The sequence below is a fragment of the Acinetobacter lwoffii genome, from assembly GCF_024129685.1.
In the GTDB taxonomy this organism is placed as follows: Bacteria; Pseudomonadota; Gammaproteobacteria; order Pseudomonadales; family Moraxellaceae; genus Acinetobacter; species Acinetobacter lwoffii_X.
Genome location: NZ_JAMXXL010000023.1, coordinates 20,047 through 43,793, shown reverse-complemented (window position 1 = coordinate 43,793; position 23,747 = coordinate 20,047). Strand labels below are relative to the sequence as shown.

25 protein-coding genes, 1 tRNA gene and 1 pseudogene are annotated in these 23,747 nt (G+C 40.7%); 13 read left to right on the top strand and 14 right to left on the bottom strand.

The window, feature by feature from the left end:
* Position 1: 1 nt before the first annotated feature.
* The 3 genes from NI464_RS11485 to NI464_RS15960 all read right to left on the bottom strand — a co-directional run bounded on the left by NI464_RS11485 (position 2) and on the right by NI464_RS15960 (position 2,223).
* Positions 2–1,198 (bottom strand): tyrosine-type recombinase/integrase, encoded by a 1,197-nt coding sequence (locus tag NI464_RS11485; protein WP_253138551.1) that lies wholly within the window; start codon positions 1,196–1,198, stop codon positions 2–4.
* Between the two features lie 470 nt (positions 1,199–1,668).
* Complete coding sequence (locus tag NI464_RS11480) at positions 1,669–2,088, bottom strand: DUF4236 domain-containing protein (protein WP_253138543.1); 420 nt, start codon at positions 2,086–2,088, stop codon at positions 1,669–1,671.
* Positions 2,089–2,097: 9 nt separating this feature from the next.
* The gene (locus NI464_RS15960) at positions 2,098–2,223 is read right to left on the bottom strand and encodes a YHYH domain-containing protein (RefSeq protein ID WP_106389220.1); all 126 of its coding nucleotides are present in this window, start codon (positions 2,221–2,223) and stop codon (positions 2,098–2,100) included.
* Positions 2,224–2,440: 217 nt separating this feature from the next.
* Here NI464_RS15960 and NI464_RS11475 point away from each other — a divergent pair, with 217 nt between their 5' ends.
* The 13 genes from NI464_RS11475 to NI464_RS11415 all read left to right on the top strand — a co-directional run bounded on the left by NI464_RS11475 (position 2,441) and on the right by NI464_RS11415 (position 16,138).
* Complete coding sequence (locus tag NI464_RS11475; RefSeq protein WP_253138541.1) at positions 2,441–2,866, top strand: hypothetical protein; 426 nt, start codon at positions 2,441–2,443, stop codon at positions 2,864–2,866.
* Between the two features lie 339 nt (positions 2,867–3,205).
* On the top strand, positions 3,206–4,333 hold the full coding sequence (locus tag NI464_RS11470) for a hypothetical protein (protein WP_420914110.1): 1,128 nt from the start codon (positions 3,206–3,208) through the stop codon (positions 4,331–4,333).
* Between the two features lie 650 nt (positions 4,334–4,983).
* Complete coding sequence (locus tag NI464_RS11465) at positions 4,984–5,487, top strand: hypothetical protein (RefSeq protein ID WP_253138537.1); 504 nt, start codon at positions 4,984–4,986, stop codon at positions 5,485–5,487.
* Positions 5,484–5,984 (top strand): hypothetical protein, encoded by a 501-nt coding sequence (locus NI464_RS11460; RefSeq protein ID WP_253138535.1) that lies wholly within the window; start codon positions 5,484–5,486, stop codon positions 5,982–5,984. Before NI464_RS11465 ends, NI464_RS11460 begins: the two co-directional genes overlap by 4 nt.
* Positions 5,985–6,107: 123 nt before the next feature.
* Positions 6,108–6,410 carry a hypothetical protein gene (locus NI464_RS11455; RefSeq protein ID WP_253138529.1) on the top strand — a complete coding sequence of 101 codons (303 nt, stop codon included), beginning with the start codon at positions 6,108–6,110 and terminating at the stop codon, positions 6,408–6,410.
* Positions 6,411–6,412: 2 nt separating this feature from the next.
* Complete coding sequence (locus NI464_RS11450) at positions 6,413–6,907, top strand: hypothetical protein (protein WP_253138527.1); 495 nt, start codon at positions 6,413–6,415, stop codon at positions 6,905–6,907.
* A gap of 119 nt (positions 6,908–7,026) precedes the next feature.
* Positions 7,027–9,042, top strand: a complete 2,016-nt coding sequence (locus NI464_RS11445; protein ID WP_420914109.1) for a hypothetical protein — start codon at positions 7,027–7,029, stop codon at positions 9,040–9,042.
* A 7-nt stretch (positions 9,043–9,049) separates the two neighbouring features.
* Positions 9,050–11,680, top strand: a complete 2,631-nt coding sequence (locus NI464_RS11440; protein WP_253138520.1) for a lysozyme family protein — start codon at positions 9,050–9,052, stop codon at positions 11,678–11,680.
* A complete protein-coding gene (locus NI464_RS11435) occupies positions 11,677–14,202 on the top strand; it encodes a hypothetical protein (RefSeq protein ID WP_253138518.1) in 2,526 nt (841 codons plus the stop codon). The genes NI464_RS11440 and NI464_RS11435 overlap by 4 nt, the downstream gene beginning before the upstream one ends.
* 115 nt (positions 14,203–14,317) lie before the next feature.
* Entirely contained in the window at positions 14,318–14,782 is a 465-nt protein-coding gene (locus NI464_RS11430) for a hypothetical protein (protein WP_010326201.1), read from the top strand.
* A gap of 75 nt (positions 14,783–14,857) precedes the next feature.
* Positions 14,858–15,079: a hypothetical protein gene (locus NI464_RS11425; protein ID WP_010326202.1), complete on the top strand. Its 222-nt coding sequence runs from the start codon at positions 14,858–14,860 to the stop codon at positions 15,077–15,079.
* A gap of 27 nt (positions 15,080–15,106) precedes the next feature.
* On the top strand, positions 15,107–15,538 hold the full coding sequence (locus tag NI464_RS11420; protein ID WP_253138517.1) for a hypothetical protein: 432 nt from the start codon (positions 15,107–15,109) through the stop codon (positions 15,536–15,538).
* A 36-nt stretch (positions 15,539–15,574) separates the two neighbouring features.
* Positions 15,575–16,138 carry a hypothetical protein gene (locus NI464_RS11415; protein ID WP_253138515.1) on the top strand — a complete coding sequence of 188 codons (564 nt, stop codon included), beginning with the start codon at positions 15,575–15,577 and terminating at the stop codon, positions 16,136–16,138.
* Between the two features lie 167 nt (positions 16,139–16,305).
* On the opposite strand, the gene NI464_RS11410 is transcribed toward NI464_RS11415, so the two are convergent.
* The 11 genes and pseudogenes from NI464_RS11410 to NI464_RS11365 all read right to left on the bottom strand — a co-directional run bounded on the left by NI464_RS11410 (position 16,306) and on the right by NI464_RS11365 (position 23,632).
* A complete protein-coding gene (locus NI464_RS11410; protein ID WP_253138513.1) occupies positions 16,306–16,680 on the bottom strand; it encodes a hypothetical protein in 375 nt (124 codons plus the stop codon).
* Positions 16,677–18,044 (bottom strand): replicative DNA helicase, encoded by a 1,368-nt coding sequence (locus NI464_RS11405; protein WP_253138512.1) that lies wholly within the window; start codon positions 18,042–18,044, stop codon positions 16,677–16,679. The genes NI464_RS11410 and NI464_RS11405 overlap by 4 nt, the downstream gene beginning before the upstream one ends.
* Positions 18,041–18,835, bottom strand: coding sequence for a helix-turn-helix domain-containing protein (locus NI464_RS11400; protein ID WP_253138510.1), 795 nt, complete (start codon positions 18,833–18,835; stop codon positions 18,041–18,043). Before NI464_RS11400 ends, NI464_RS11405 begins: the two co-directional genes overlap by 4 nt.
* Positions 18,825–19,001, bottom strand: coding sequence for a hypothetical protein (locus NI464_RS11395; RefSeq protein ID WP_253138508.1), 177 nt, complete (start codon positions 18,999–19,001; stop codon positions 18,825–18,827). Before NI464_RS11395 ends, NI464_RS11400 begins: the two co-directional genes overlap by 11 nt.
* Entirely contained in the window at positions 18,994–19,551 is a 558-nt protein-coding gene (locus NI464_RS11390; RefSeq protein ID WP_253138506.1) for a hypothetical protein, read from the bottom strand. The genes NI464_RS11395 and NI464_RS11390 overlap by 8 nt, the downstream gene beginning before the upstream one ends.
* Positions 19,548–19,862 (bottom strand): annotated as a pseudogene (locus NI464_RS15920) (hypothetical protein). The gene NI464_RS11390 and the pseudogene NI464_RS15920 overlap by 4 nt, the downstream one beginning before the upstream one ends.
* Positions 19,859–20,554: a phage antirepressor KilAC domain-containing protein gene (locus NI464_RS11385; protein ID WP_253138504.1), complete on the bottom strand. Its 696-nt coding sequence runs from the start codon at positions 20,552–20,554 to the stop codon at positions 19,859–19,861. The pseudogene NI464_RS15920 and the gene NI464_RS11385 overlap by 4 nt, the downstream one beginning before the upstream one ends.
* Before the next feature lie 2 nt (positions 20,555–20,556).
* A complete protein-coding gene (locus NI464_RS11380; protein WP_111034214.1) occupies positions 20,557–20,844 on the bottom strand; it encodes a helix-turn-helix transcriptional regulator in 288 nt (95 codons plus the stop codon).
* 99 nt (positions 20,845–20,943) lie between these two features.
* Complete coding sequence (locus NI464_RS11375) at positions 20,944–22,008, bottom strand: hypothetical protein (protein ID WP_253138501.1); 1,065 nt, start codon at positions 22,006–22,008, stop codon at positions 20,944–20,946.
* A 32-nt stretch (positions 22,009–22,040) separates the two neighbouring features.
* Positions 22,041–23,330, bottom strand: coding sequence for a tyrosine-type recombinase/integrase (locus NI464_RS11370; RefSeq protein WP_004964713.1), 1,290 nt, complete (start codon positions 23,328–23,330; stop codon positions 22,041–22,043).
* Between the two features lie 211 nt (positions 23,331–23,541).
* Positions 23,542–23,632, bottom strand: a tRNA-Ser gene (locus NI464_RS11365).
* Positions 23,633–23,747: the final 115 nt, after the last annotated feature.

Here is a 23,747-nt window from a genome sequence, read left to right as displayed (position 1 = left end):
CCTATGCTAATTTAGACTTAGGAAAGGGAATCACATTATTCCGCAAACTATCAATGAAGTCAGACCATTCCTGCATCATCTTAATTCGATAGTCCATATGTTGAGCATGGTTATAAGCTTGAGATACGGCGTTACCGACAGTATGTGCTAGTTGAATTTCAATGGCATCATGCATATAGCCTTGTTCATGAAGTGTTGTAGATGCCAGTCCTCTAAAGCCGTGACCTGTCATTTTACCCATATAGCCCATAGTTCGAATAGCACTTAATAAAGCATTATTACTTAACGGTTTAGCCGTGCTGTGGTTATAGAAAACAAATTGCTTATTACCTGTTAATGGTTTCAGGCTTTCAATAAGTTCCAAAGCTTGTCTTGATAAGGGCACGATATGAGGTAATGCCATTTTCATTTTATAAGCAGGAATGCGCCATAATTTATTTTCGACGTCAATTTCACTCCACTCCATATTGATAAGCTCAGACGTTCTGACAAAAGTTAATGTCATTACTAATAGGGCTGTTTTAACCAAAATATTGCCGTGATAGTTATCCATGCGGAGTAGAAAAGCAGGGAACTCTGAAATGTCTAAGCGAGCCATATGTTTTACTTTACGGGGCTTTAGCGCTTCTTGTAAGTGAGGTGTAGGGTCATTCTCTATAATTCCTTTACGGATCGCAAAACGAAAAATACGACCTGCTAAGGGTATTGAGCGCTTAGCAGTTTCTATAGCCCCACGTTCTTCAATTTTCTTAGCACAAGCAAGTACATCTTTTCCTTTGATTTGATCAATAGGCAACTTGCCTATATATGGGAATAAATCTTTTTCAAAAATTGTAAGGTCTCGTGAATATGTCCCTACTTTGATGACTGATTTACGGTCATTCATCCATTCCATTGCAAGTGATTGAAAGAGAATGCTTTCATCTATCCTTTGTAAACGTTCGCTTTTTACCGCATTGGGATCAATGTTTTGATAGAGTTGAATTCTAGCTTCATCACGACTACGGCGAGCTTTAGCAAGTGAAATCTCAGGGTAGCTACCAATTGTTAAAGTGCTTTCTCTTCCATTAAAGCGATATTTCAAACGCCAAAACATACCGCCAGCGGAAGTGACTTCTAAATACAGTCCTTTTTCATCTGAATAGCGTTTTTTCTTCTCAAGTGGTTTGATCTTTCTAATTTGGGCATCTGTGAGCATGTAAAAACATTTCCATACAAATTGGGGGACAAAAATCAGCTTCTATAATTTATCCCCCAATTATCCCCCTTGAAATGGGGGATTGCAATGAATGTAGTGAGATTACATGAGACAACAAAAAAGGTTTAAACCCTTTAGATTTAAACCTTTTGAGACATCATGTGGCTACATGATAATGATATTTGGCGGTGAGAGAGGAAGTCGTAAATATTATTTAAGTTATTGAATATTATTAATATAAAAAGTAATAAGTTTAAATATACCGACAAATATACCGACAAGTGAAAAAAGGAAAAATATCAGATCACGTATCGTGAATTTGATTCCTTAAATCTCAATAAGTGTAATTTTTGAATATAGATTTAAATTTTTAGCTAAAAAAAGTATAAGAGTCGTTCTTGTATCTAATAGATTAGGTGAGGATAGCCTTTGATATACGCCGTATGATTAAAACGGCGTTACTTAATAATTTATCTCACCAGTAAGATTATAAGTATCATCCATCCAAAGCTAGAAAATCTGGCTAGTGATGAGTATCCCTCTCTTAAAGTAAACCAAGCGAATATATAAGGCATAAAAAATATTCCAATACCTAGAATGAGGGAAACATTTCTATCTTGTCTATAAGTTGGTAAAGCTGGAGGAACTTCACTAAATAAAGTGTTTGGCTGCTCTTGAATAGAATTGTCAGCTCTAGTTTGCTTAAATGGTTGATGAGAGGTGTATGAAAGACCTGTACCTGGTGCACTTATTGTAGAACGTACGCCCTTCTTGCCAACGCTTACCCGCCCACCTTTTCCTCCAAGAGAAACGCTGCTAATTCCCTTTTTGCTAACATTAAGGCGGACACCAGGAGCGATCTTAAAGCTCTTACGAAAATTAAAGCCCATGTTTTTCCCCTAGTGACAGTGTCTGGTCCCTGTGCTGGTCTCATTATGACAACCATTTTTATCAGTGCGCCCACCGTGAGAATATACAGTTGTGGCAAAAGAGGCGATTAACGCCAGTATTATAAATTTTTTCATTGTGGCTCTATTTTTGTTAGATAGGTCAATCTAAGTTATAGCTGATATTAGATATTTTTCAACCAATAAAAAACCACTCTGTAGAGTAGTTCAATTAATTAAATAAAAACCTAAATCTAATTTTTATAGTGCACACGATCCAGAAAGAAAGTATTTTTATGAAGAAGCCTGGGTAGGCTATGCATCAATATAAATCAAATTTGGAAATTATATATTTGTGGAAATAAAAGATATCGCTCTTAATTTCAGGAGTGCACTGAACTCCTTAAAGGCTGATGGGGAGCTGGCTAATTTTTATGGTCTTAAAAATTTTCCCACAGGTGCTTGCGGGGATATTTCCGACCTTTTTATTATTTATATGCAACAAGAATATAGTCTTAATCTGGAATACTGGATAGGATACTTTGAAGATGAACGCTCACATGCTTGGACAATACTGAACGACACTTGTATTGATTTAACTGCAGATCAATTTAACTCTGTTTTAGGTGAATATAGCGAAGTAATAGTTTGTGATCGTCAAGACTATCCTTTAAATAATCTCCTGATTAGACAGAATAAAGGCGTGGGTCCAACTGCGACAAGTATTAATTATCATTGGCAACTCTACATAAAAATAAAAAATAAGATCAAAAGCCTGTAGTTAATTCTTAACTTAGAGGGCTTTCTTTTAAACTCAATTAACACACTTGAGACCTCGAGAGCAATTAACCATGCTTTAGAATGGATCTGAATGAACTGCACTTTTTGTGTAGTTAAGAGATGTGCTCTTAAGCGTATATCTGTACAAAATACGTTTAAACAGGAACTCTTATTTATAGAAAGACCATCAGTGCTTAAAAAAAAGCCTACTTCATGAATATGGCGTTTTTTATGCTTTTTGAATCAAAGATAAACTTTTATGCTTTCCGCATAAAAATACACTTTTGAATGAATAATGATCTACTACACCACAACGAAAACTGATTGTCTTTTAAGCTTAATGCAGTGCATTTCTAACGGCAGTGCAAAGTTTTGGTTCTCTGATTCTGTTAGTTTTTCAAAGTTCCATACTGTCATTCCAAAGTTGATCTTGGAGTATGGTCTCAATCTGGATGAATCTTTACGCAAGCGAAAATCAGATTATGGGGAACCGGTCTGGAGTTTGGTTATTAATTATGATCCGGCAAGGAATGATGTATTCCAATTCTGGTTGTTTACTACAGGCTATAGAGAGGCACGAAGAAGTAAGCTGACGCTAAAAGAAATACTCGCTAAAAATTCTAGCATGGTGCAAAAGCAAAAGCTCAACAGTATTTTGACTGTCAAAAAAGAGAAACTGCTACGCTATGGTGATTATGTACTTGGACAATACATAGAGTTCAGCGATCTTAAGCCTCAATTTGCTAAGACCTATTATCACCCGGAACAATTTGGAGTGATATTTAATACCAAGACAATCCGGACAAAGACAATTGATAGTAATAAGAATTCAACTTACCGGATATTTAAACCATTCGATAATTTTGAATTAAATCGTCTAGCTGGCATTAATAAAAATTTTGGTTTCGCCTTTCTCGAAAATAAACACACTCGCTGGAATAAAACCTCTGTAAGTCAGTTTTTATTAAATCAGTTTGGGATTAAGTTTGATGCTAATACCGGTTATAACGACCGATTAAAAGAACTGACTAGGGTATTACGTGGAGTTCGTAAAAAGCACTTGGAGTTTTTCCAGCGTCATTCTCAGAAGAAAGTCCGCTACACCTGGTATCTATCAAAAGATTTTATGCAGTCGGCTGAAAGGGAGTTAGATAAGAAGATTGATTTAATCTCTACAGGTAAGGCAGATCGATTAAAAGAAGCTACATATCGATTAAGTGCACATGGTAATTTCCATGGTACCCGGCACCAAATTGGAAAGTTACAGGCCAAGACCAGATCAAAATTAAATAGTAGGGATCCAAACCATAAGAAACTAAATCAAATGTATTTCCCTCAAAATCTTCACTATGTACGGTTTACTGCTAAAAAGGCTCAGAATATGAAAGAGTTTGAATTGGTATGTCGAAATGCAGATAAGATTTATCTAAATAAAAAGAGTCATTCGCGATTTAAAGCTATTCATTAAGTTGCTTCAATCTCTGAAGATAAGAATCTACCCAATATTGGTATCATTCCGAAAACGGTAATATTCCCAATATTGGGATTTTGAACGACCCCGTTTTTGGGATTTTGAATGTACCCGTTTTTGGGATGCAGAACCTATCAATGAACCTATCAAAGAATCTGTCAGTTTCTCTGAGAAGAAAAGCTCAACTTTTCAAGTGCTCATTAGAGTGTTATGAGGTTGAGATTTTGATAGGAGTTATTATTTTTCTGAAGAATATCTAAAAGCGAATAAATATATAGCCCAATTTTGCAGCCAATTCCTCACTGAGCAACTTTAATAAGAAAAACAACCAAAGGTACATGAGAAATCTAAAAGCGCTAATACGAGAAATTAGAGCGTTTTAGGAATGTTTTTAAAAAGTATGATTTGACCTGCTTGGATACGCCGTACTGATAAAAGGAGATTGAAGGATGGCATTGATTACTAGGTGGAATGGAAGGCTAAAAATATAGTGTTTTGCGGTCTCCCTCGCGCGCGCGCGCGTTTTGTCGATCTTGGTACTCTTACGAAATCTCACTCCACAGAAATTTAAATCCAAATTCACCCATTTTTTGAGGACTTTAAGCGTTCTAAATTGCCATTAATGATTAGAAATTGGATGAATAGATATGAGTGAAATTATCTCACCAGGGGATACAGATTTCTTAGCTTACGTAATGGGTGGTGCTTACAAGCAATCTTATGTAGGCGCTGCCATTAGCTTGCAGAATGAACTAGAGCAAAAGATTGAATCTGGAGACCTTGAAAAGGCAGAAACAGGGTTAGTTCATCATTTTGGCAACAAGGTTTATGTAAGGGAATTTAAGGCCAAAGCAGGGACTTTAGTTGTAAGCAAAATGCATCGTACTGAACACTTCATTCTATTTTTAACTGGTAGCTTAAGTGTACTAACTGAAAACGGCGTAGAGCACATTCAAGCACCATGTATTCAGCGAACCATGCCAGGAACAAAGCGAGTAGCTTACTTCCATGAAGATTCCACCTGCATGACGATCCACGCGACTGAAAGCACAGATTTAGAAGAAATCGAAAAAGAAGTGATTGTCCCACATGGTGAGGAAGAAAAGTTCTTAATTTCTATAGGTCATAATATTCAGGAGTTTATCTCATGAGTTGGGCAGCAGTAGCAGCAGTGGCAGCAGTGGCAGGTACCGCACTTACAGGGTATTCAAGTTATCAAAGTAACAAGCATGCATCAGAGCAGGCTGAAGCGGACGGGAAAGCACAGCTTGCACGTGGTCGACTTGAAGCTGAACGAATCCGTAAGGAAAAGGAAAAGGTACAGTCACGTGCACGTGCAGCAGCCGCAGGAAACGGTCTGGATGTGCATGAAGGGACGGCGGTGGTCATTAACGACCAGATTGAACTTGATGCTAACTATGATGCCAACATGGCCGAGATTACGGGCTATAACAGCTCACAACGGTTAAAAGGTGAAGCGAGTGTGCATCGTAGTAATGCGAATACAGCCATCGTTTCCGGTGCATTGAATACGGCTGCCGTAGGTGCAAGTGGTGCTGTTAATTTTAAAAACTCAAAAGCATCTGCACAACAGCAAAGTGCAATCACGAGTGCGTCACCTCCAAAGACGAATGGAGGTTGGAAGTGATGAAGATAAAGCTTGGGCATAACTGATAGATATTCAATCTAATTGACTTAGTGGCCTGACTTGATACCAGGCTATTAAGCGACTTTATTAATCTAGATACGACAAAACTGATTAGGTGACAGCATGGGGATTTATATTGAGCTTAATAATTTTGAAGTGCCCAAAAATCTTCTGTTTCTCAAAGCAGAAGTTAAGTACGGCGCACCTAATTATAAAAAGATGATTGATGAGCTAAAAAAATATCATGAAATGACTAACGAAAAGATTGCGTATCTATTATCAATCTCCGGTCCTAGTAGTGTGGCTGAATGGGCGCGTGGCGGTGTTCCAAATTATGAGAACGGTGAAGCATTTATTGAGCTTTGGAAAGCTCTCGCTGATAAAACAAACCAAGATATCCCAAGAATTAATAACTGGAGCATATAAGCATGCAACGACCAACAGTTCCGGCTTTTAAGCCTTTAGACTGTGATGATATGGAAAGATCAATCCAGCTATGTAATGGGATTGAATACTTGATTGATGAGTTTCGAAGGGAGATCAATGGCAAGGAACCAGCACAGTTGTTCAATGTTAAGTATAAAGATCATTTACTAAAAGTTGCTTCTCACTTGGAAGAACTGATCCATCGTCTTGCGTACTTAACAGCTAAGAACAATAGAGCTTTTTACCATAATCATCTCTATACAATTTTAATTAACTTGAATAGCTGTCCGAATACTTTAATTATTACGGCACACTATTTAGATCCTGATCGAGAATTTAAGCGTCTTCTTAACCGGAATGCATTTGAGTTTGAGTTAGGCCAGATCGTTAAGAAGATCCAGTTTATAAAACGTGTGCTGGAATCACTTTTTATTGGTCGTAAGTCTGGAGTGAAAAATATCAATCGTTGCTTTCATCAAACGAAGCGTACAGCCTGATTTTAGTCGAGAGATAGGAGCTATTTAGGCTCCTTTTTTCTGGACTAAATATACCCATTTTTTGAGGACACATAACCATTTAATTTTGAAGTATTGAGTAAATTACTTCGAGAAATAAAATGGCTAGAATCCCGATGGGCAACTTTGGCAATGCAATGCCACAGGTTGAGCGTACCCAGATGCCACAGCGCAACACAGGCCAATTAGCACAGGCTGGTATTAATTTGGGTCAGGCTATAGGACAAGTTGCTACACAACAAGCTGAGCAGAAAAAGGCGGAGCAGGACAAAAAAGCTAAAGCTGATTTTGCATTGCAATCCTCTAAGGTTGGCGCGGACATCAGTGTAGTGGATGATGACCTTTTGCTTAAAATGCAAAGTGGTGCAATTGCCTATGATGACGCCGTAGTTCAACGCCAAAAGAGCCTAGAAACAATCAAAGGTCAGTACAAAGATCTAATACCTAAACAGTTTGAGCAGAACTTTAATAATTATTTTGAGCAGCATTCTTACCAGAGTGCATCGAAGTATTTGCCGATCGCGCAGAAGTCGGAGCAGCAACAGGCTATTGTAAAACTAAAGGATATGCGAGAAAACTATCTCAAAAATCCAAACGCTTCTGAGCAGGATGTTTGGAGTGGCATGGCTCTGTACGCACAGTCCAAAAATTTACCATTAGCGCATGTCCAGGATACTTTTAACGAGTACAAAAATAGTCGGGCCGGCAATGATGTATCCACATTTTATTTGGGAAATAAGTCAGACAACGAAAAGCTGACTGAACTATCCACTCCTGAGGCTGTAATAGCAAAACACCCTAATTTAACTCAAGAGCAGGCCGTCTACTGGAGTGGACGGGTATCAAGTCAAATCGATCAGAATAACCGGGCAGTTGCCTTACAGCAAAAGCAGTTAGAAGATGATGCAAAAGATGCTGTTACTGAGATGAAGGCAGATATTGAAACAGGCTTGATCCCAAGTGAAGACGTGATTAAATCGCGTTTAGCACGTGTTAAGGGTACAGGGAAAGAATCTGAGTTTGTTCAGTATAGCGGGGCTTTGGTTGAAGTACAGCAGTTCATGAGACTGGGGGCGGACGAGCGTGAAGCTTACCTCAGTAAAAAGCGTTCAGAGGCTCAAAATACGGCGCAAGATAATGCTAAAGACGTGAGCTGGAAGTTAAACCTTCTGTCTAAAACGCATGAGAATATGTTGGGCTATGAGAAAAATAATTCAGCTCTGGCGTACTCAATCAAGACTGGCCAAGAGCTGACAGTAGTACCAACTAATGCGATTTTGAGCGGCAATCCTGATGCCATTAATGCTTTATCTAAAAACATTAAATCTATTCACGCGAACAATGTATTGAACGGTACTGTAGGGTCGTTAAATCCTTTCTCTACTCAACAACAATCTGAATTAAAGCAGTTCTGGGAAAAAGCTAGACCAGGCGATAAGTTGAATTTAGTGACTAGCCTCTATAAATCTAGTGCTGGCAATGCCAATGCATCTAGAGACATGATCAACAGTATTGCTGGTGAAAGTGGCTCATATCGTTTATCCGCTTCACTCAATAATAGGGGGCTACAAGATATTGCTGGCCAGATTATTACCGGTCAGGATCTGATTGAAAAAGGCTTGGTCAAAGTAGATGAAAACGGTTTAACAAAGCAAACAGAAACGTATTTAGCTGGTATTACTTCACCAGGTAAACCTGACTTTCAAATCTATCTGGATTCAATCAAAGCCAACTATGCTTATTTGGTTCAAAAAGCTGAGAAGGTGACTGATCCCAAAGGCAATATTTTAAATAAAACCATTGATGAAGAGCTTTTCAATAGAGCTGCCAAGAATGTCACAGGAGGCAAGTTCACCTCAGGGGGATTCTTCGGAAGTAAATCAGTAGTGTTACGGCCTCATACTGTTGGTGAAAAGGCTTTTCGTGAGCAGCTGGAGAGCTTTAACTCTCGCAATGCCCGTAACTATGGCGGATCTGATAAAGACTTCTTCTTGGATCTGCCTTTAGAGCAAGACCCTAAAAATCCATACGTCTATTACTTCAAGAATGGTAGCAAGTACATCATGGATGCCACCGATAAGAAGCGTCAAACACGCTTAACTTTTAAAGTGAGATGAGGTAGAGATGGAATTTTTAGCAGATGATGAATTAACGTTAAATCAGGACGATCCTCGCTTTAAACCTAAAAGTGAACGCGGTGGATTTAGTGACGGCGTATTAGGTACTGTTTCCGGTGTTGCTATGGGTACCATTGAGGCAGCCACTGCCCCAGATGCCTTAGTACGTGGTGATAAGAAAGCAGCGGCCTTAAGAGCGCAAAACCTCGAGATTTTTAAGCCTGATGATTTAGGTGGCATAGGTGAGTTTACCTATGGCCTGACCAAAGACTTTACACGTATTGGCTGGAACGCCGTTACTACACTAGGTACAGGTGGTGTACCTGGTTTGGCCCTAAACTCTGGACTATTTGGGTACCAGACCTTTGAAGCAGAAAAATCAGACTTACTGAATAAAGGGGCAGACATAAAAACGGCTCGAACCGGTGGGGCTATTAAAGGGGTTACAGATGCTTTGGGTTTTGCTATTCCTACCCATGGTGTGTCTAAGTCTGTAATTGCTGACGCCGTAGCTACTACCGCGCTGGCTACTGCAGCAGGTTCAGCCGGTGATTATCTTGAAGGTTCATTTCTTGAAAACAATGAAAATAAGAAAGTCGCTCAATACGGTGAAGCATTAAAGGAAAATGCATTAAGTCCGTCCACATTGGCAGCAAACGGCGGGATGGCTTTACTACTCAACTTGTGGGCGAACAAAGGGCGTTTACGGCCAGAGCAGATCAAAGACCATAGTAATGTAGATACCATGAATGATGCGGCTCATATTCAGGCCAACATCGAGCATGCAGAAGGCACGAACCCATTTAGTCCAACTAATGCAAAAGAGGCCAATTCACACTTTGATGCATTGGATAGTGCAATGGAGAGTGCACTCAATGATGAGCTGGTCAGCTTAAAAGCACCAGTGACAGGCACACCTAAAGCAGTAGCAACCAGTACACCAGTGGTACCAATAACAGGTACACCGAAGGCCCTCGTAAGACCAAGCGCTATCAATACTGATGAACATAAAGCACCAGTAATAGCCGATGTCTTGACTAACCCTGTATTTGATAAAAAACCGTGGACAAAAACGATTGTCCAGGAAGCCTCTAAACGGGGTATCAATCCAGTGGATGCCTTAATCATTTCCCATTTGGAAACTGGTGGCACCTTCAGCACTTCAATCCAGCCAAAGGACAGAAACGGTAAGTTACTATCGTCAGCTACCGGCTTATTCCAGACTTTGGATAGCACCTTTGCTCGTATGGGAGGTAAGAACAAGTTTGATGGCAATGATCAAATTAAAGCGGGCCTGAACTACTACGAACATAACTCCAAGGTTTTTCGTAGTCACTTTAATCGAGATCCGAATGGCCTAGAGCTTTACTACCTGCATTTCTTTGGTGAGGGTGGTGGACCAGCATTTTTAAAGGCTAAGGATAATGAGCTTTTTGTTGATGTGGCCACACGCTGGAGTAAAGGCAATCAGAAAAAGACTGCAAGACAGATTGCAGAAGGTATCACTTCAAGTCATCAATTCAATGGTATGACCGTAGGGCAGGTAAAGGCCAAATACGAAAAGCGCTGGAACGATATAGCTAAACTTTATGGTGATGTCGGTTCACAAAGTGCAGCACATCCTACCGAAGTCCGAGGGAGCGAATCAGAGTTCCCACAGTTTGAGTCTGATATAACTGCACCACCTGCTTACAAGTCCCAATCTGATGCTGAAGTTGAAGCAATGCCTTTTGTACTCAGTGCAGATGAGCATAGTGTTAAGTCACTCCAGGAAGAGTTTGAAGCCCTATCTTCTCCATTGACCAAGGAGGATCTGGAATACCTCAAGGCTACGGCGCATTATCAGTATTCGGAAGGAGGTGCTTACCGAACGCCGTATGTTGAACCTCAGGTCGACTTATCTGGCCCTGGTAATAGTGCCAGTCGTAATTTGGATACATTGGACTCTGATCTTTACCAGCTTGAGCCAGAACAACAACGCGTTATTCTTCCAGATCCAGAATCGAACACTTTAGATATCAATACCAAAACATCAGATTCAAATATTCAGCAAAACTCAATTATCGCAGGGGTAGATAATTGGACTCCAACCAGATCGCAAAATTACCTTAAACGAGAGCGGTCAATGGATGATGGGGGGATTATTCAAGAACTACACAATAGTACTTCTAATACGACCTTCCAGCGCCAGATTAATCAGGATGGCACCATTAGCCCGGTAAAGGCTACACGTAATGGAAATGATCTATTTGCCCATCCTGCTAATGGTAAAGCCGATAGTCCTGAATTAACTGCAGTACAGCATAAAGCTACCCAGGCATTAGAGCGGGAGTTCTGGAAGCCAGGTAAATCTAAGGTTGATGGTGCACCGGACTTAACCAAGTCTAGTAAAGGGGAATACGGTGCATTCACTGACACGGCAGACGGCAGGGAAGCAGTTTCAATTCTGGAAGCAGATCCCGATATGGAAGTGACCTTTACGCGTCTGGATGAAAACGGGGATGAGGAAATTGTGACGATGTCATCCCGAGATCTATTGGACTATGTCAAAGAGCAAGAAGAAATCGCAAAAGATGAAATTCAGGCAGTGAAAGCATTGGCAAGCTGCGCATTAAGATTTGGGAGTGAAGCAGCATGAGAGCTGAATGTAGAGAACAAGTTGCAAAGGCATTAGGTAAAAGAAAATTAAGTGCAGCTGACAGTAATCGTATTTCATCACTGTATATCCGGGCACAAAATACTCTAGCCAGAACAGATCCTGATTGGATGTTTAAAAGTCCTGCTGAACGTGCTGAAGCGATTGCGCAGAAAACTGCTACGGATCTCGCCGTCCAGATCGCCAAGAACAATCAGAACATTGCCCGGGATGCGATTCTCAAAGCCCAACTGCAGAACGAAATCTATAACCATCCTAAATTAAATCCGGTCCAAGCTTTAATGCGGAAGATTGCATACTTCTCGGATCAGAGTGGTATCCAGTCCATAGAGAAACAATCTCAAGCATTGCATAGCCGCTGGATGTCATTGGTTGCAGATGTGTTTACCAAGACACAAGAGCGCTTTGGTATGTCAGTGAACAAGGCAATGACTGACGACATTATCCGGGTCATGTTTGGTGGCAAGTCTGATAATCCAGAAATTACTGCGATGGCCAAGGAAGTAAGTGCAGCCCTGGAGGAAATGCGTTTAGCCTTCAACCGGGCTGGTGGGAATATCAAGAAGCTCGATAACTTTGGCTTTATGACATCACATGATCAGAAGAAAGTAGCCTTAACAGATCAATCAGAATGGGTGAACGATGCATTGGCTGGAGTAGATCGTAATCAGTATGTCAAAGAGACTGGTGAGTTGATGAATGAGCTGGAGCTTAAATCCATGCTTGAGGAGATTTATAAAACCATCTCAACCAACGGCGCCAACAAAGACTTACTGATACTGAATAAACAGGCCAAAGCAGGTGCATCACCTGTAGGTGGTCGCTCCAAGATGGCAAATCGTCACCAAGAATCCAGAGCTTTACATTTCAAAGATGGTGACGCATGGCTGGCATATCAGAAGAAATATGGAACTTATGATGAAGCAGGGTTTCATGAGATTCTGAAAAACCATACTCACCGCATGAGTACAGAAGTGGCCATGATGCAGAACCTTGGGTCCAATCCTCGTCATACCTTTGAGTCGCTATTGGATGAAGCCAAGATCAAACTGAAAGCAGATCCACAGAATGGCATGAAACATGGTGAGATTGATAAGCAGGCTCATCGGGCCATGTCGATGTATAACACCCTGGATGCCAATACCCGGGCGATTGATTCAACCTTAGGTAACGTTATGGGTGGACTACGTGCCTTAATGGTTGCATCTAAATTAGGTGGTACCACGCTGACGACCTTTGGTGACCATGCCAGTATGAAGAAGGTCGCTAATATGCTGGGTCTGTCCTATACCAAATCGATCCTCCCTGAATACATGAAGCAATTGAAACAGGGTGCCACACGTGATGAAGCATTGCGGTTTGGCCTTGGCATTAACGAAATGGCCGGTTCAATGACTCGTTTTGGTGATGCTGATATTGTCAGCAGTGCTACCAAGTCAGGCCGCTTTAATGCACGTATGCAGGCTTTTGCTGCAACGACTATGAAACTATCAGGACTGAACGCCGTCACTGCAGGAGCGAAACGAGCGCTTAATCTGGTCCATATGAATAAGCTTGCTGAAATGACCCGTAAAACGGATTGGAAGGATCTCGGTGCAGATGATCTTAAGATTCTGCAGGGGAACGGTATTACTGAACGTGACTGGCAGTTGTGGCAGCAGTTGGAGCCAAGTAAACGTGAAGATGGGACGGCGGTACTTTCGCAGAATGACTTCTTTAATGCACCAGATGATGTGATTAAGCAGTTCTTGCCACTGGACAAGCAGGATAGTGCGAACGCCATTGCTGACTTCCGCTATAAGGCTGCAATGAAGTATCAGACTCATATCTTCAATGAGGAATCCGTAGCTATCATTGAGGCCGGTGTACGTGAGCGTAGCATCATTAACTTGGGCGAAGCCGGTACCATCCAGGGGGAATTGGGTCGTACCTTATTCCAGTTTAAAGGCTTCCCATTGGCTTATATGTTCCGTATTGGCCATCGTGCCTTTGCCCAGGGAGATATTAAGAGCAGAGTGACGTTCCTGGCTTCGCTACTGGCTTATCAAACTTTAGCAGGGGCATTGATCGTTCAGACTCAGAACTTGGCCAATGGTAAGAATCCAGAGCCGGTATTTACGATTGATTTCTTTGGTAAGTCACTTCTTAAAGGTGGTGGGCTTTCCTTCCTGGGGGACATCATGTCTGCACTTTCAGATCCAACCGGTCGAAGTGCATCAGACTTTATCAGTGGCCCATTAATAGGCCAAAGCATGAAGTTGGGTATGCTGCTAACAGGTATGGGCAACAACATCATTGAGGGAAAAGAATCTACCCGGATGATGGAGGTGGCCAATACCCTGAAGAGTAATATTCCATTGCAGAATCTTTGGTACAGTAAGCTGGTCGTAGATCGAATGCTGTATTCCAAAATGCAGAATATGATTGATCCTGATTATTTACCAAGAACACAGCAGCGTCTGGAGAACTTAGGTAATAGTTACTGGTGGGATTTATCAGAATAATAAAATTAGGAGCTTCGGCTCCTTTTTTAATTTTTAGATTACTATGTTGTATTGATATTTATAAATAGCCAAAATCCAACATCAAATGATGTGATGAGACAATTAAGGGGGGAATATGATTGGTAGAGTTTTACCCATATTACTTTTAGGGTATTCAACAGTAGCTTTGGCAGAGAATGGATTTGATCGCTCGTTAATCAATGCCAAGATAATCAATGAGAAATATGAAATTATTGATATTGATAGCTTTAACGATCTTACTCGTCAAATCACCAATGAAGTAGTTTCGACGTTACCTAGAAAAATTGATGCTGATACAGAGCTATTAACCATGGTGTTAAGCAGACCTTTAATTTCTCAGACTTATGCGCTAAGAGATATTGAAACTAAAAAGGATTTATCGGAAAAAATAGATTTGGAAAAGTTTAGTCAATTAATTAGAAATTACGCTTGTTCCTCAGCTATTGGCACTTCTCAAGTTTATAGGGTAAATGGCACTCATTTTTCCTTTAAAGTGATTAATAGTGATTTTATGGAACTTTACAGCTATACATTCCCACTAAGAACATGTGAAGAATGAATGTGAAATACAATTCAAAGTTGCAGTTATTGCTGAATAGCTTGATTAGTATGACTACACTTTGAGGAATAATTGATGACCTTATATATCTCAACACCTGAGTTATTAAAGCGCTATGGAATTACTAAAGGTACTTTGATCAGCTGGCGAAATAAAAAGAACTTTCCTGAACCAGTGATTAAAGCGCATGGACGTTCCAGTAGTCGTTACGGGATCAAAGCTGTCGATACCTGGGAAAGAGAAAGTGGCTTGCTTGACTCACTTGAAATACAGCCTTTGATAACACCACATTCATAATTTTAGTAGAAAAAGGAATTTCGCATCATGAAGAATATAATAGCATTCTCTTTAATGGCTCTCATGAGCTCAGTCTCTTTGGCCACCCCAATTACACTTCAGCATTCTAAGACCAGCTATGTGAACTCAGGGATCTGTTCCGCCGTGGTGGATGTGACGATCCATGATTTTCTTGGGACCAATGAGAAATTGTATTTAGATCTGGTGGCAAAGGATAAGGCCGGTAGAGTACAGGGGACTTCAGAGAATGTAATAACCTACGGCGATATACAAAACCTTCAAGGTAAAGCATTTGGTAATGTCTTTCTTGAATCAGAAACTATGTGTGCAGCAGATCGCACCTGGACAGTTCATGTTAAGCGTGCCGTCTTGGTCGCAGATGGTAAAAGAGAAGATCTACTGAAGGCTAAGAAAGTTCATATTGATGACTTCCAGCCGATGAAATTTAAAATTAATTAACATGATTATGTATGCTTACATTTATAAGGAGGGGGCGTGTTAAGAACTATTATTTTTCTCTCTAGTTTATTGTTTTCAGGCCATCTTATAGCAGATGTTTGCTCTGTAAATAGTGTTCAGACAGCCGCAGTTAATAGGTGTGAAAGTGATTTTGATTATCTAATTAGAAGTATTTTTGATCAGAATATAGATAATACTGAATATTTACTAAATCATTCTCTTCAAAAAGCTGTTACTGGTGAACAGTTTTTATTTTGTTCCATTATTGCTGACTACATAGAGAGAACTAAAGAATCGCAGACTTTTTATGACAAAGGGATGGAATATTTAGATGAATATACAGCTAATAACTCAATAAGAAAATTTAGATCACCGAAAGAATATCCACATACAATTAACGATATCGCTATTAATTCGCTCCCTGGTTTCTATAGTTCTTGGGTAGTTAATAATAAAGACGTTTTCAAAGGTATGATTTTTTATAAAATTAGAGATATTATCGATTTACACAGTCATCCATTTATAGGTAAGCAGGCTGAGAAAGTTCGATCCAGTTATCAAAAAATTTATAGTAAGCAATGTAGTGATTTATTGAATTGACCTATTGGAGTTTAGGACAACTTTAGTAACCTTACTTGTAAGTGTCCACTGAATCTGATTCCCCCCCGAAGGTTGAACTACCTTTAGTTTAATTTAAAGCGAATAGCTACAGACAGTAAGTCAGTAGCTATTTATTTTATTCAATGGAGTACGATAGGAAACACTTCTCAAAGAAGATCCAACTGTCCAATCTTATATTGATATGTTCCCCATTCACCTTCACGAGGTTCACGGCTAATACCCGTTTCAGCTCGCCATAGCTCAATAAGTGCTTCACCATTTTCAAAGTTAGGTACGCCACCACGTGCCCATTCAGATACTGTAGAAGCACCAGATACCGGTAAGACGAATGCAATTTTTTCGTGTGTCCAGCCACATTTAACTAAATCTAGAATCATACGATTGAAGTCTGGACGTTTATAGCCACGGCGTTTAACAATGAATTCCTTTACCTTTTTCTTGGTTCTTAAATTTTTGAATCTTTCGGTCAATGATTTACCTGATGCAGTAGAATCTACGCGATCACCTTGAATAAACATCATATTGTATTCCCCTGAATTTGATTAAGCGCATCATGATCTAGATTGGTGAATTGGCAGTACTTCAATTGAGCATGCATGTATGCTGTACCAGCTTCGCCGTGGCGGTTCTTTCCTACAATAGCTTCAGCAATACCCCGGTATTGAGATTCCTTGTTATAAATTTCATCCCGATATAAGAAAATAATTTGGTCAGCATCCTGTTCGATTGCACCTGATTCACGCAGATCCGACATCATAGGTCTTTTATTTGGTCGTTTCTCTAACTCACGATTGAGCTGAGATAAAAGAACAATGACGCAATCAAACTCTTTGGCCATGGCTTTCAGCTCACCGGTAAAATAAGCAATCTTTAAATCCTCCCGGGCGAATTGCTTTGTTGTCTTCATGATCTGAAGATAATCAACCAGAACCACACCGACAGAGCCATACTGATGTTTTACTTTACGGATAGACTCCCTGATATTTGCAATAGATGGACGGGAAGTATCATTGATCTGCATTGGTACTTCTTTCAGCATCACCACGGCGTCTGTATACGCCGTAAATTCATTTTTAGGTAATAGGTGTGGGGAATTACGCACTACTCCAATATCTGCTGGTGCAATCGCGCAACAGAGACGCATGGCGATCTGTTCTTTGGGCATTTCTCCTGACATGATTAGGGCAGGCTTTTTCTGTATGACTGCTACATTATTCGCAATGAGCTGAAGCATAGTCGTCTTACCCATTGCTGGCCGTGCAGCCACCACCATTAGGCAACCAGGTTCAACATCGCCTAGTTTCTTGTCGAGGTCATAGATGCCAGTCTGGATTCCTTTGATCATCGAATTGCCAGCAATTGCAGCTTCAATCTTACGGTGCATCTCAAGAAATGTATTGGATGCAGCATCATGAATATGAAAGAGGGATTCACTTCCAGATTCAGTATTAAGATCTGCAAAAGCAGTTTGTGCATTCTGGACCAGCTCACCACGGCTAACAGTTAGGTTTCGAGCCTGACTAATCACTTTCATTGCTTCGGCTTCAACTTGCCGGCATGTCGTAAGATCTTTCAATTTCTCAGCATAAGACACCAGATTATAAAAGCTGGAAGGTGCATCACCTAAAATCTGCATAATGTATTGCTCACCGCCAGCGGCTTCAGAATAGCTATGCATTTCTAGCCACTGATTTACTAATACAGCGTCATATGGTGAATTCTTCGAATCCAGATCAACCACAGCCTGAAAAATCAATTTGTGGCGTGTAGCATGGAAATCATCTTCAGTAAGTAGGTTCTCAACTTGGCCATATGAATTTGAAACAGTCATCAGTGCTGCAAGTACAGCTTGTTCAATTTGTAGATTGTGGATAGGGGTATTCATTGAGTACCTCCTAATAGGCTTTTAGGCTTAGTCGGTAAATTAAGAAATGGTTGAGCAGTATTAGCTTGCTGTTCGGTCGGAGACTGAATGCCATATTCAGGATTCTGCTTTTTGTAGCGATCAAACTTGTCTACGATCCAAGCAGTGAACTTATGAAGTTTTTTACTGTCAGATAGTCCGCTATTATCAAAATAAGAGTTGAATGCACTTAGCTCGAATTCAAAGCTAGGTAAGCCAAAGATTAGGTCTATATTGTTGCCATGACCTGCCATCTTTATCTTTGTTATTAACTGATCTACATCAGGAATCCAGTCATGCTCTTGAGAGAGATTCATTGGTAGATTCCCTGATAGATTCTGTACCCCGTTTTTGGGATCGTTCAACATCCCGTTTTTGGGGTTATTCAAAGCACCATTTTCGGGATCATTCCCATTTTTGGAATCATTCCGTTTTTGGGATTGTTTAATGTTCCCGTTTTTGGGTGTATTGGCATCATCTAAATTTTGGGTATATTCCTCGCGACCCTTCACGCCGTTGAGCTTAAGAACGCGAACACGTCTGGTAGGTCCCGTGCGTTCACCTGTATCTTCAACTAGGCCCAAGTTGATTAACTCTAAAATAACTTTTTGAACTGTTTTTTTGTCCAGCACGGTATCTTTGGCCAGGCGATCTATGCTTGGCCAAGCCGTATGTTCTTCACCAGCTCGATCTGCTAACGAAAGCAGAACGAGACGTTGTGATGAATTATTTACCGGAGCAGTCCAAGCCCAGCGTGTTGCATCAATGCTCACTACGCCCTCCTTGCTGCTTATGATTTTTCAACACAGTATTCCAAAGACGTTCTGGAGTAATACGTACTGATTCAACATATGCAGCTGATGGAGACGGTGCTTGCTGATCGACAACAGGCTCTGGCTGTATTTTGATTTTTTCTGAGGAGATAGAAGGCTTATCCATTTTTAGTAGCCTCCCATTCCGCTTCATGCTTTTCGCGTTCAACATCGAAAGTGTTGCTATGACTCTCTGCCCAATACGCAGCAATATGAATTAAGTGCTCAAGAGTCCCAAAGACGGCGCCATGAGTACCTTGCTTGATAGTTTCTTTGACTACTTCGACTTCATCTTTAATTTGATAAAACATGGTCTCAAGCCATGATGTATTTTCATGAGCAAGAGAGTAAGCATCGAACAGATCCCCAGCACCGTACTGATCATCAGGCTTATGCGTATGTCTGTTAAGTTCACGCATGTAAGTGTCTGCTTGACTGTTAGCAAGCTGCTGGGAAATTATTATTAGATTTTCTAGTTCAGCAAAAGCAGAGGAGTCGGCTTTATCATTTTCTTGTACAAATGCTTTAACGAAAGCCGTTGCTTTGTTGATCTGGTTAGCCAAAGTTCGAAGTTGTGTGGCAGCTTCAGATGCAAATGAATAGGCACTGATAATATCAGCGACACTGTAAAAAGGAATTGATTGTTCTGGAAATTGAATTTGTACTTTAGCGTTCATGATGAATGCGCTCCTTGTGTTTGTTTAGGAGCTTTACCAGTCACGACCAAGTGAGGGTGGCAAAGCTGAAAAGGGTTGGTCGACAGGTACACAAGAGACCTGCACATCCGAAGATGTCCCTCTCCAGCTTCACCATAGAGATGCAGAAGCATAGAGATTTTACGCATAAAAAAAGCCCGTAGCGGACTGTATGCGCTTGTGTATTCATAGCCGACCAAAGCTAATTCGATGATTTTGCACCGAACACGATCAATATAGCCGATCATTTTTAATTTGAGAAGCCTTAAACAGAAAATATTTTGAAAATTCATGGCCGCTCCCCAAACCTTTTAGCTAGGATCTGCATACCTTTTGGCAATATGAAGAACTCAGTCTGTGTGTAGCTATATGATTGGCCGGAAGGTTTTACGCCTTCTTTAAGTGAGTATTTAGTTTCACAGTAGCCGCGGTTTTCAGAGTAGTAAGTAGATGCTCTGGCACCATTTAAGTAACGATCCCAGTTATGCTTTCTCAACCATTCCGCCAATGTCTGCTGTTTGATATTCAGGATCTTGCATGCTTGCTGAAACTTAACGCCATGCTCTGTATGCGTAATTGTTTCGATGGCTTTTGACAACACTTGGTTTTCTGAAGTTAGCTGCAAATTCTGTTTTGCTTGGACTTCAATCGCTTGTAGGAGATGCTGAGGATTGCTGATATCAAATGCTGGAGTCTGCTGCTCAAGCTCGTACCAACGCTTTACAATGGCTGCGGTAAATTCAGGAGAAAGTTGCGCAACAACAGTGATTGAATCAAGCTTTCCTTGCTCTCCAGTAAACACATATTCAGTGCTTGTACGCCCGGCTGTAGGCTTTTCCACCGTTGGTGGTAAAGTAATGACACGCCGTTCAGCTAAACGTTCGATTGTTCTTTTGACAGAATCTAAGCGGATGTTAGTAATAGCTGAAATATCTGAACTAAGCATTTGTTGAGAAGGCAAAAGAGAAGTAAGGGAGGTATTCATAATTAAGCCTCCAATCCTCTAGAAGCCATCCATGCTTCAACATCTTCAATACGCCATGCGGTGATGCGTTCGGTTAGCTTAATTGGGGTAGGGAACTCACCAGCGCGCACTTTGTCCCAGATAGTTGTTTCACCCATCGGGAGCAGACCCTGACGTTCAGGACGTGCTTTGATGATCCGAGTAGTTCCGTCTTTAGCGATGTACTTGCGTTCTTTACGTGCAGCCGTAGTTGCAAGCTGTGACATGCGATAAAAGCCTTTTGGCGCCGTAGTTTGTTGTTGAGTAGACATGAAAAAACCTCTAACTATGTGCCGTACTGCAACGGCGTTAGAGGTAGTATGTTGTTGGTTCTTATATGTTAATAGATGGAAAGTTCCACTTGATCTATATTAAGTTTCACTTGATATATATTTTTCTTTGGTCCTTCCAGGCTCTCTAGAATAAGGAGGAGCCACTTCTTTAATCCAGTCTTTTAATGATATGGCCTGATCAGGCAATTCAATACGGTGTTCGGTCTGGCTAAGCTCTGCATAAACTGTAATAGCCATTTCTTTAATTTTAATTTTATTATCCCTATCTTGACTCCATAGATAATTAGCTAGAGTTTTTGCTGCTAATTTAGCTCGTTCTCTGGCTGGGCTTATTCCACGAGGCTTTAAATCCATTTTCTTGATCAAAGTTTCACGAGTTTCAACGGGGGTACCTTTTTGAATTAAAGAGCCTTCAATAATTCTGGATAGTTGATAATGGGTTATTAGAAGATCTGTTCTAGATATGGCTTGGAGTATAGCTGGCCGTCCTTCCTTTTCAATTTTACTTTCGATCACAGGAGTTGGCGTGACAGTATTATGACTGAACAGAGTGTTTTCCTCCCAGAGCTCAATCCAAGCAATATGGATGTTTTCTACGGAAGCAATAACATTTGCAGAAAGGGTGCATTTACCAAGCTCTCCTATCAACTCAGGGGCAAGAGGCGGCTTAAAGGCTTCTAAAAAAAGGTTCTTCGGATTTCTTGTAAAAGAATCTTGGATATCTAGAATATTGCTGAAAAAGATACCTAAGCTGCCATCGGCAACAATATTTTTTCTTAAAATTAATTCGTTAATTAGTTCTCGCTTTACCTCAAGCAGACATCCGTCACGTAAAGCTAAATTAAGTCTTGCCGTAATAATGGCCTCTAATGTGGCATCCATATCGAAATGCAGCTGTGTATACCCCTCATGTTTATCTACATCTGCATACTCTTCCCAGGCTTCTGACATTTCTGCGCCCCAAGCCGCGTAACCTTCCCAGCCTCTTACAAAAATGTAGAGTTGTAAGTCATATACCAACGCCATATTTAATAGCTTCTTGGCATCATAGTAATCAACTTCCAAGGCTCGGTTTAACTCTTTTGCTGCATCTTTCAATGTATAGAAAGGAGCTGGATTTTTAATATCTTTAATATTACTCATGACCATTTATCCTTTTAGAAAACGCAGCAGAGCTATGCCATCTTGGTATTAGGTTTAAAGTGAATTAAATTTTCACTATCGTTGTTTGGCTTGAACTTAGACACATCCCCACCTTGACGAAGTGTGTCGAGATAATCTGCCCAGAGCTGCATCATTTCGCGTCGACGGCGTAAAAATTTGGTTCGGTTATAAGCTGTGCCATTAGGGTCTTTAACCTTGTGAGCAAGCTGGTGCTCTACAATATCGGTTCTATATTCGATTTCTTCATCCAGTAATGTTCGCGCCGTTGCCCGGAATCCATGAGCTGTATGTTTCCCTTTAAAACCCAATCGTTTTAATACCTGGGTAAGGGTGTCTGTACTCATGCATTCAGATGAAGTTTTGACACTTGGAAAAACGTATTTTGAAGTGGTCCGTAATTCTTCAAGTTCTTTGAGAATGTCATACGCTTGAATTGATAACGGTACGATGTGGTCTTGATTGGTTTTACTTGCTGCAAAGGACAGGCATCTATTTTCAAAGTCTACCGATTCCCAAAGTAGGGTTCTGACTTCCCCAGGGCGCTGGTAGATATATGCTGATAGCTTTATTGCTAACTCAGTTCTAATTCTCGTACGAGGAAAGTCTTTGGTTAAACGCCATGTTTTACGCAATAGATCTGCCAACTCTTTTTCATCCGTCACAGCGTTATGATTGCCTTTAGTCGGCTGGGGAAGAATGATGTCTGGAGCAGGGTTATAGGTAATGATTCTTCGCTTCAATGGAAGCTTGAGTACCATGTTTATAATGGACTTAATACGTCTTGCTGATTCAAGTGCACCTCGTTCAACGAGTGCATCAGTCACATCACGTTCCAGCTGTTCAGTGGTCAACTCTGCAACCGGTAACTTTCCAATAAACGGTAATATATCTTTATCCAGTTTACGAATTGTTTCGTGGTCTACCTTTCCCTCATGTCTACGGATCTCTAGCCATTCTGCTGCGAATTTACTGAAGGTATTCTCTAAGGTTTGACGCCGCTCACGTTTCTTATTATTACGTTGCTCAGCCGGATCGATGCCATCTGACAGCATCTTCTTAAATTCATCACGTTTGGATCTTGCTTGCTCAAGGCTAACCATTGGGTAGGTGCCGATTGCCAGGGTGTTATATTTTTGAGTTACTGGTCGACGGTAATCCATTCGCCAGTATTTCGCTTCTGTTTCATCAATCAATAAATACAGTCCACCGCCGTCCGGGTGTCTCTGCTTCTTTGCGCCATCCACATCAAAGCTAAGGTTTCTAACCTCTTTAGCAGTCAGTTTATTAGACTGTTTTGCCATTCTGATTTCTCCTAGTTGTCGGTATAAAATCAGCACTTTTGGAGAGTTTTCGGTCAAAAATTAGCTGATTTGGATTTATACCGACAAATATACCGACAAAGTTGTCGGTATACTACCGTTATCCATCGTAGTGCATCGGGCATAAAAAAAGGCTTAACCCCTTTAGGATCAAGCCTTTTGCACTACGGTAAACTACCGTAAAAGTCGAATTTGGCGGTGAGAGAGGGATTCGAACCCTCGAAACGCTATAAACGTTTACACACTTTCCAGGCGTGCTCCTTCAGCCACTCGGACACCTCACCATAGGCCGAGGATAATAGCGAAAAAAACCAGCTGTGCCAAGCTGAAACAATTGATTTGCAGAAAAACTTTTAATGCGGTGCTATGATTCGCAAAAATGCTTGTTAAAAAACGAAG

Coding starts and splice junctions, on each gene's coding strand:
- NI464_RS11430 (WP_010326201.1), top strand. CDS start 14,318: ATGATTGGTAGAGTTTTACCCATATTACTTTTAGGGTATTCAACAGTA.
- NI464_RS11420 (WP_253138517.1), top strand. CDS start 15,107: ATGAAGAATATAATAGCATTCTCTTTAATGGCTCTCATGAGCTCAGTC.
- NI464_RS11435 (WP_253138518.1), top strand. CDS start 11,677: ATGAGAGCTGAATGTAGAGAACAAGTTGCAAAGGCATTAGGTAAAAGA.
- NI464_RS11425 (WP_010326202.1), top strand. CDS start 14,858: ATGACCTTATATATCTCAACACCTGAGTTATTAAAGCGCTATGGAATT.
- NI464_RS11455 (WP_253138529.1), top strand. CDS start 6,108: ATGGGGATTTATATTGAGCTTAATAATTTTGAAGTGCCCAAAAATCTT.
- NI464_RS11390 (WP_253138506.1), bottom strand. CDS start 19,551: ATGAACGCTAAAGTACAAATTCAATTTCCAGAACAATCAATTCCTTTT.
- NI464_RS11410 (WP_253138513.1), bottom strand. CDS start 16,680: ATGATGTTTATTCAAGGTGATCGCGTAGATTCTACTGCATCAGGTAAA.
- NI464_RS11445 (WP_420914109.1), top strand. CDS start 7,027: ATGGCTAGAATCCCGATGGGCAACTTTGGCAATGCAATGCCACAGGTT.
- NI464_RS11440 (WP_253138520.1), top strand. CDS start 9,050: ATGGAATTTTTAGCAGATGATGAATTAACGTTAAATCAGGACGATCCT.
- NI464_RS11450 (WP_253138527.1), top strand. CDS start 6,413: ATGCAACGACCAACAGTTCCGGCTTTTAAGCCTTTAGACTGTGATGAT.
- NI464_RS15960 (WP_106389220.1), bottom strand. CDS start 2,223: ATGAAAAAATTTATAATACTGGCGTTAATCGCCTCTTTTGCCACAACT.
- NI464_RS11395 (WP_253138508.1), bottom strand. CDS start 19,001: ATGGATAAGCCTTCTATCTCCTCAGAAAAAATCAAAATACAGCCAGAG.
- NI464_RS11375 (WP_253138501.1), bottom strand. CDS start 22,008: ATGAGTAATATTAAAGATATTAAAAATCCAGCTCCTTTCTATACATTG.
- NI464_RS11380 (WP_111034214.1), bottom strand. CDS start 20,844: ATGTCTACTCAACAACAAACTACGGCGCCAAAAGGCTTTTATCGCATG.
- NI464_RS11460 (WP_253138535.1), top strand. CDS start 5,484: ATGAGTTGGGCAGCAGTAGCAGCAGTGGCAGCAGTGGCAGGTACCGCA.
- NI464_RS11480 (WP_253138543.1), bottom strand. CDS start 2,088: ATGGGCTTTAATTTTCGTAAGAGCTTTAAGATCGCTCCTGGTGTCCGC.
- NI464_RS11465 (WP_253138537.1), top strand. CDS start 4,984: ATGAGTGAAATTATCTCACCAGGGGATACAGATTTCTTAGCTTACGTA.
- NI464_RS11470 (WP_420914110.1), top strand. CDS start 3,206: ATGCAGTGCATTTCTAACGGCAGTGCAAAGTTTTGGTTCTCTGATTCT.
- NI464_RS11405 (WP_253138512.1), bottom strand. CDS start 18,044: ATGAATACCCCTATCCACAATCTACAAATTGAACAAGCTGTACTTGCA.
- NI464_RS11385 (WP_253138504.1), bottom strand. CDS start 20,554: ATGAATACCTCCCTTACTTCTCTTTTGCCTTCTCAACAAATGCTTAGT.
- NI464_RS11370 (WP_004964713.1), bottom strand. CDS start 23,330: ATGGCAAAACAGTCTAATAAACTGACTGCTAAAGAGGTTAGAAACCTT.
- NI464_RS11485 (WP_253138551.1), bottom strand. CDS start 1,198: ATGCTCACAGATGCCCAAATTAGAAAGATCAAACCACTTGAGAAGAAA.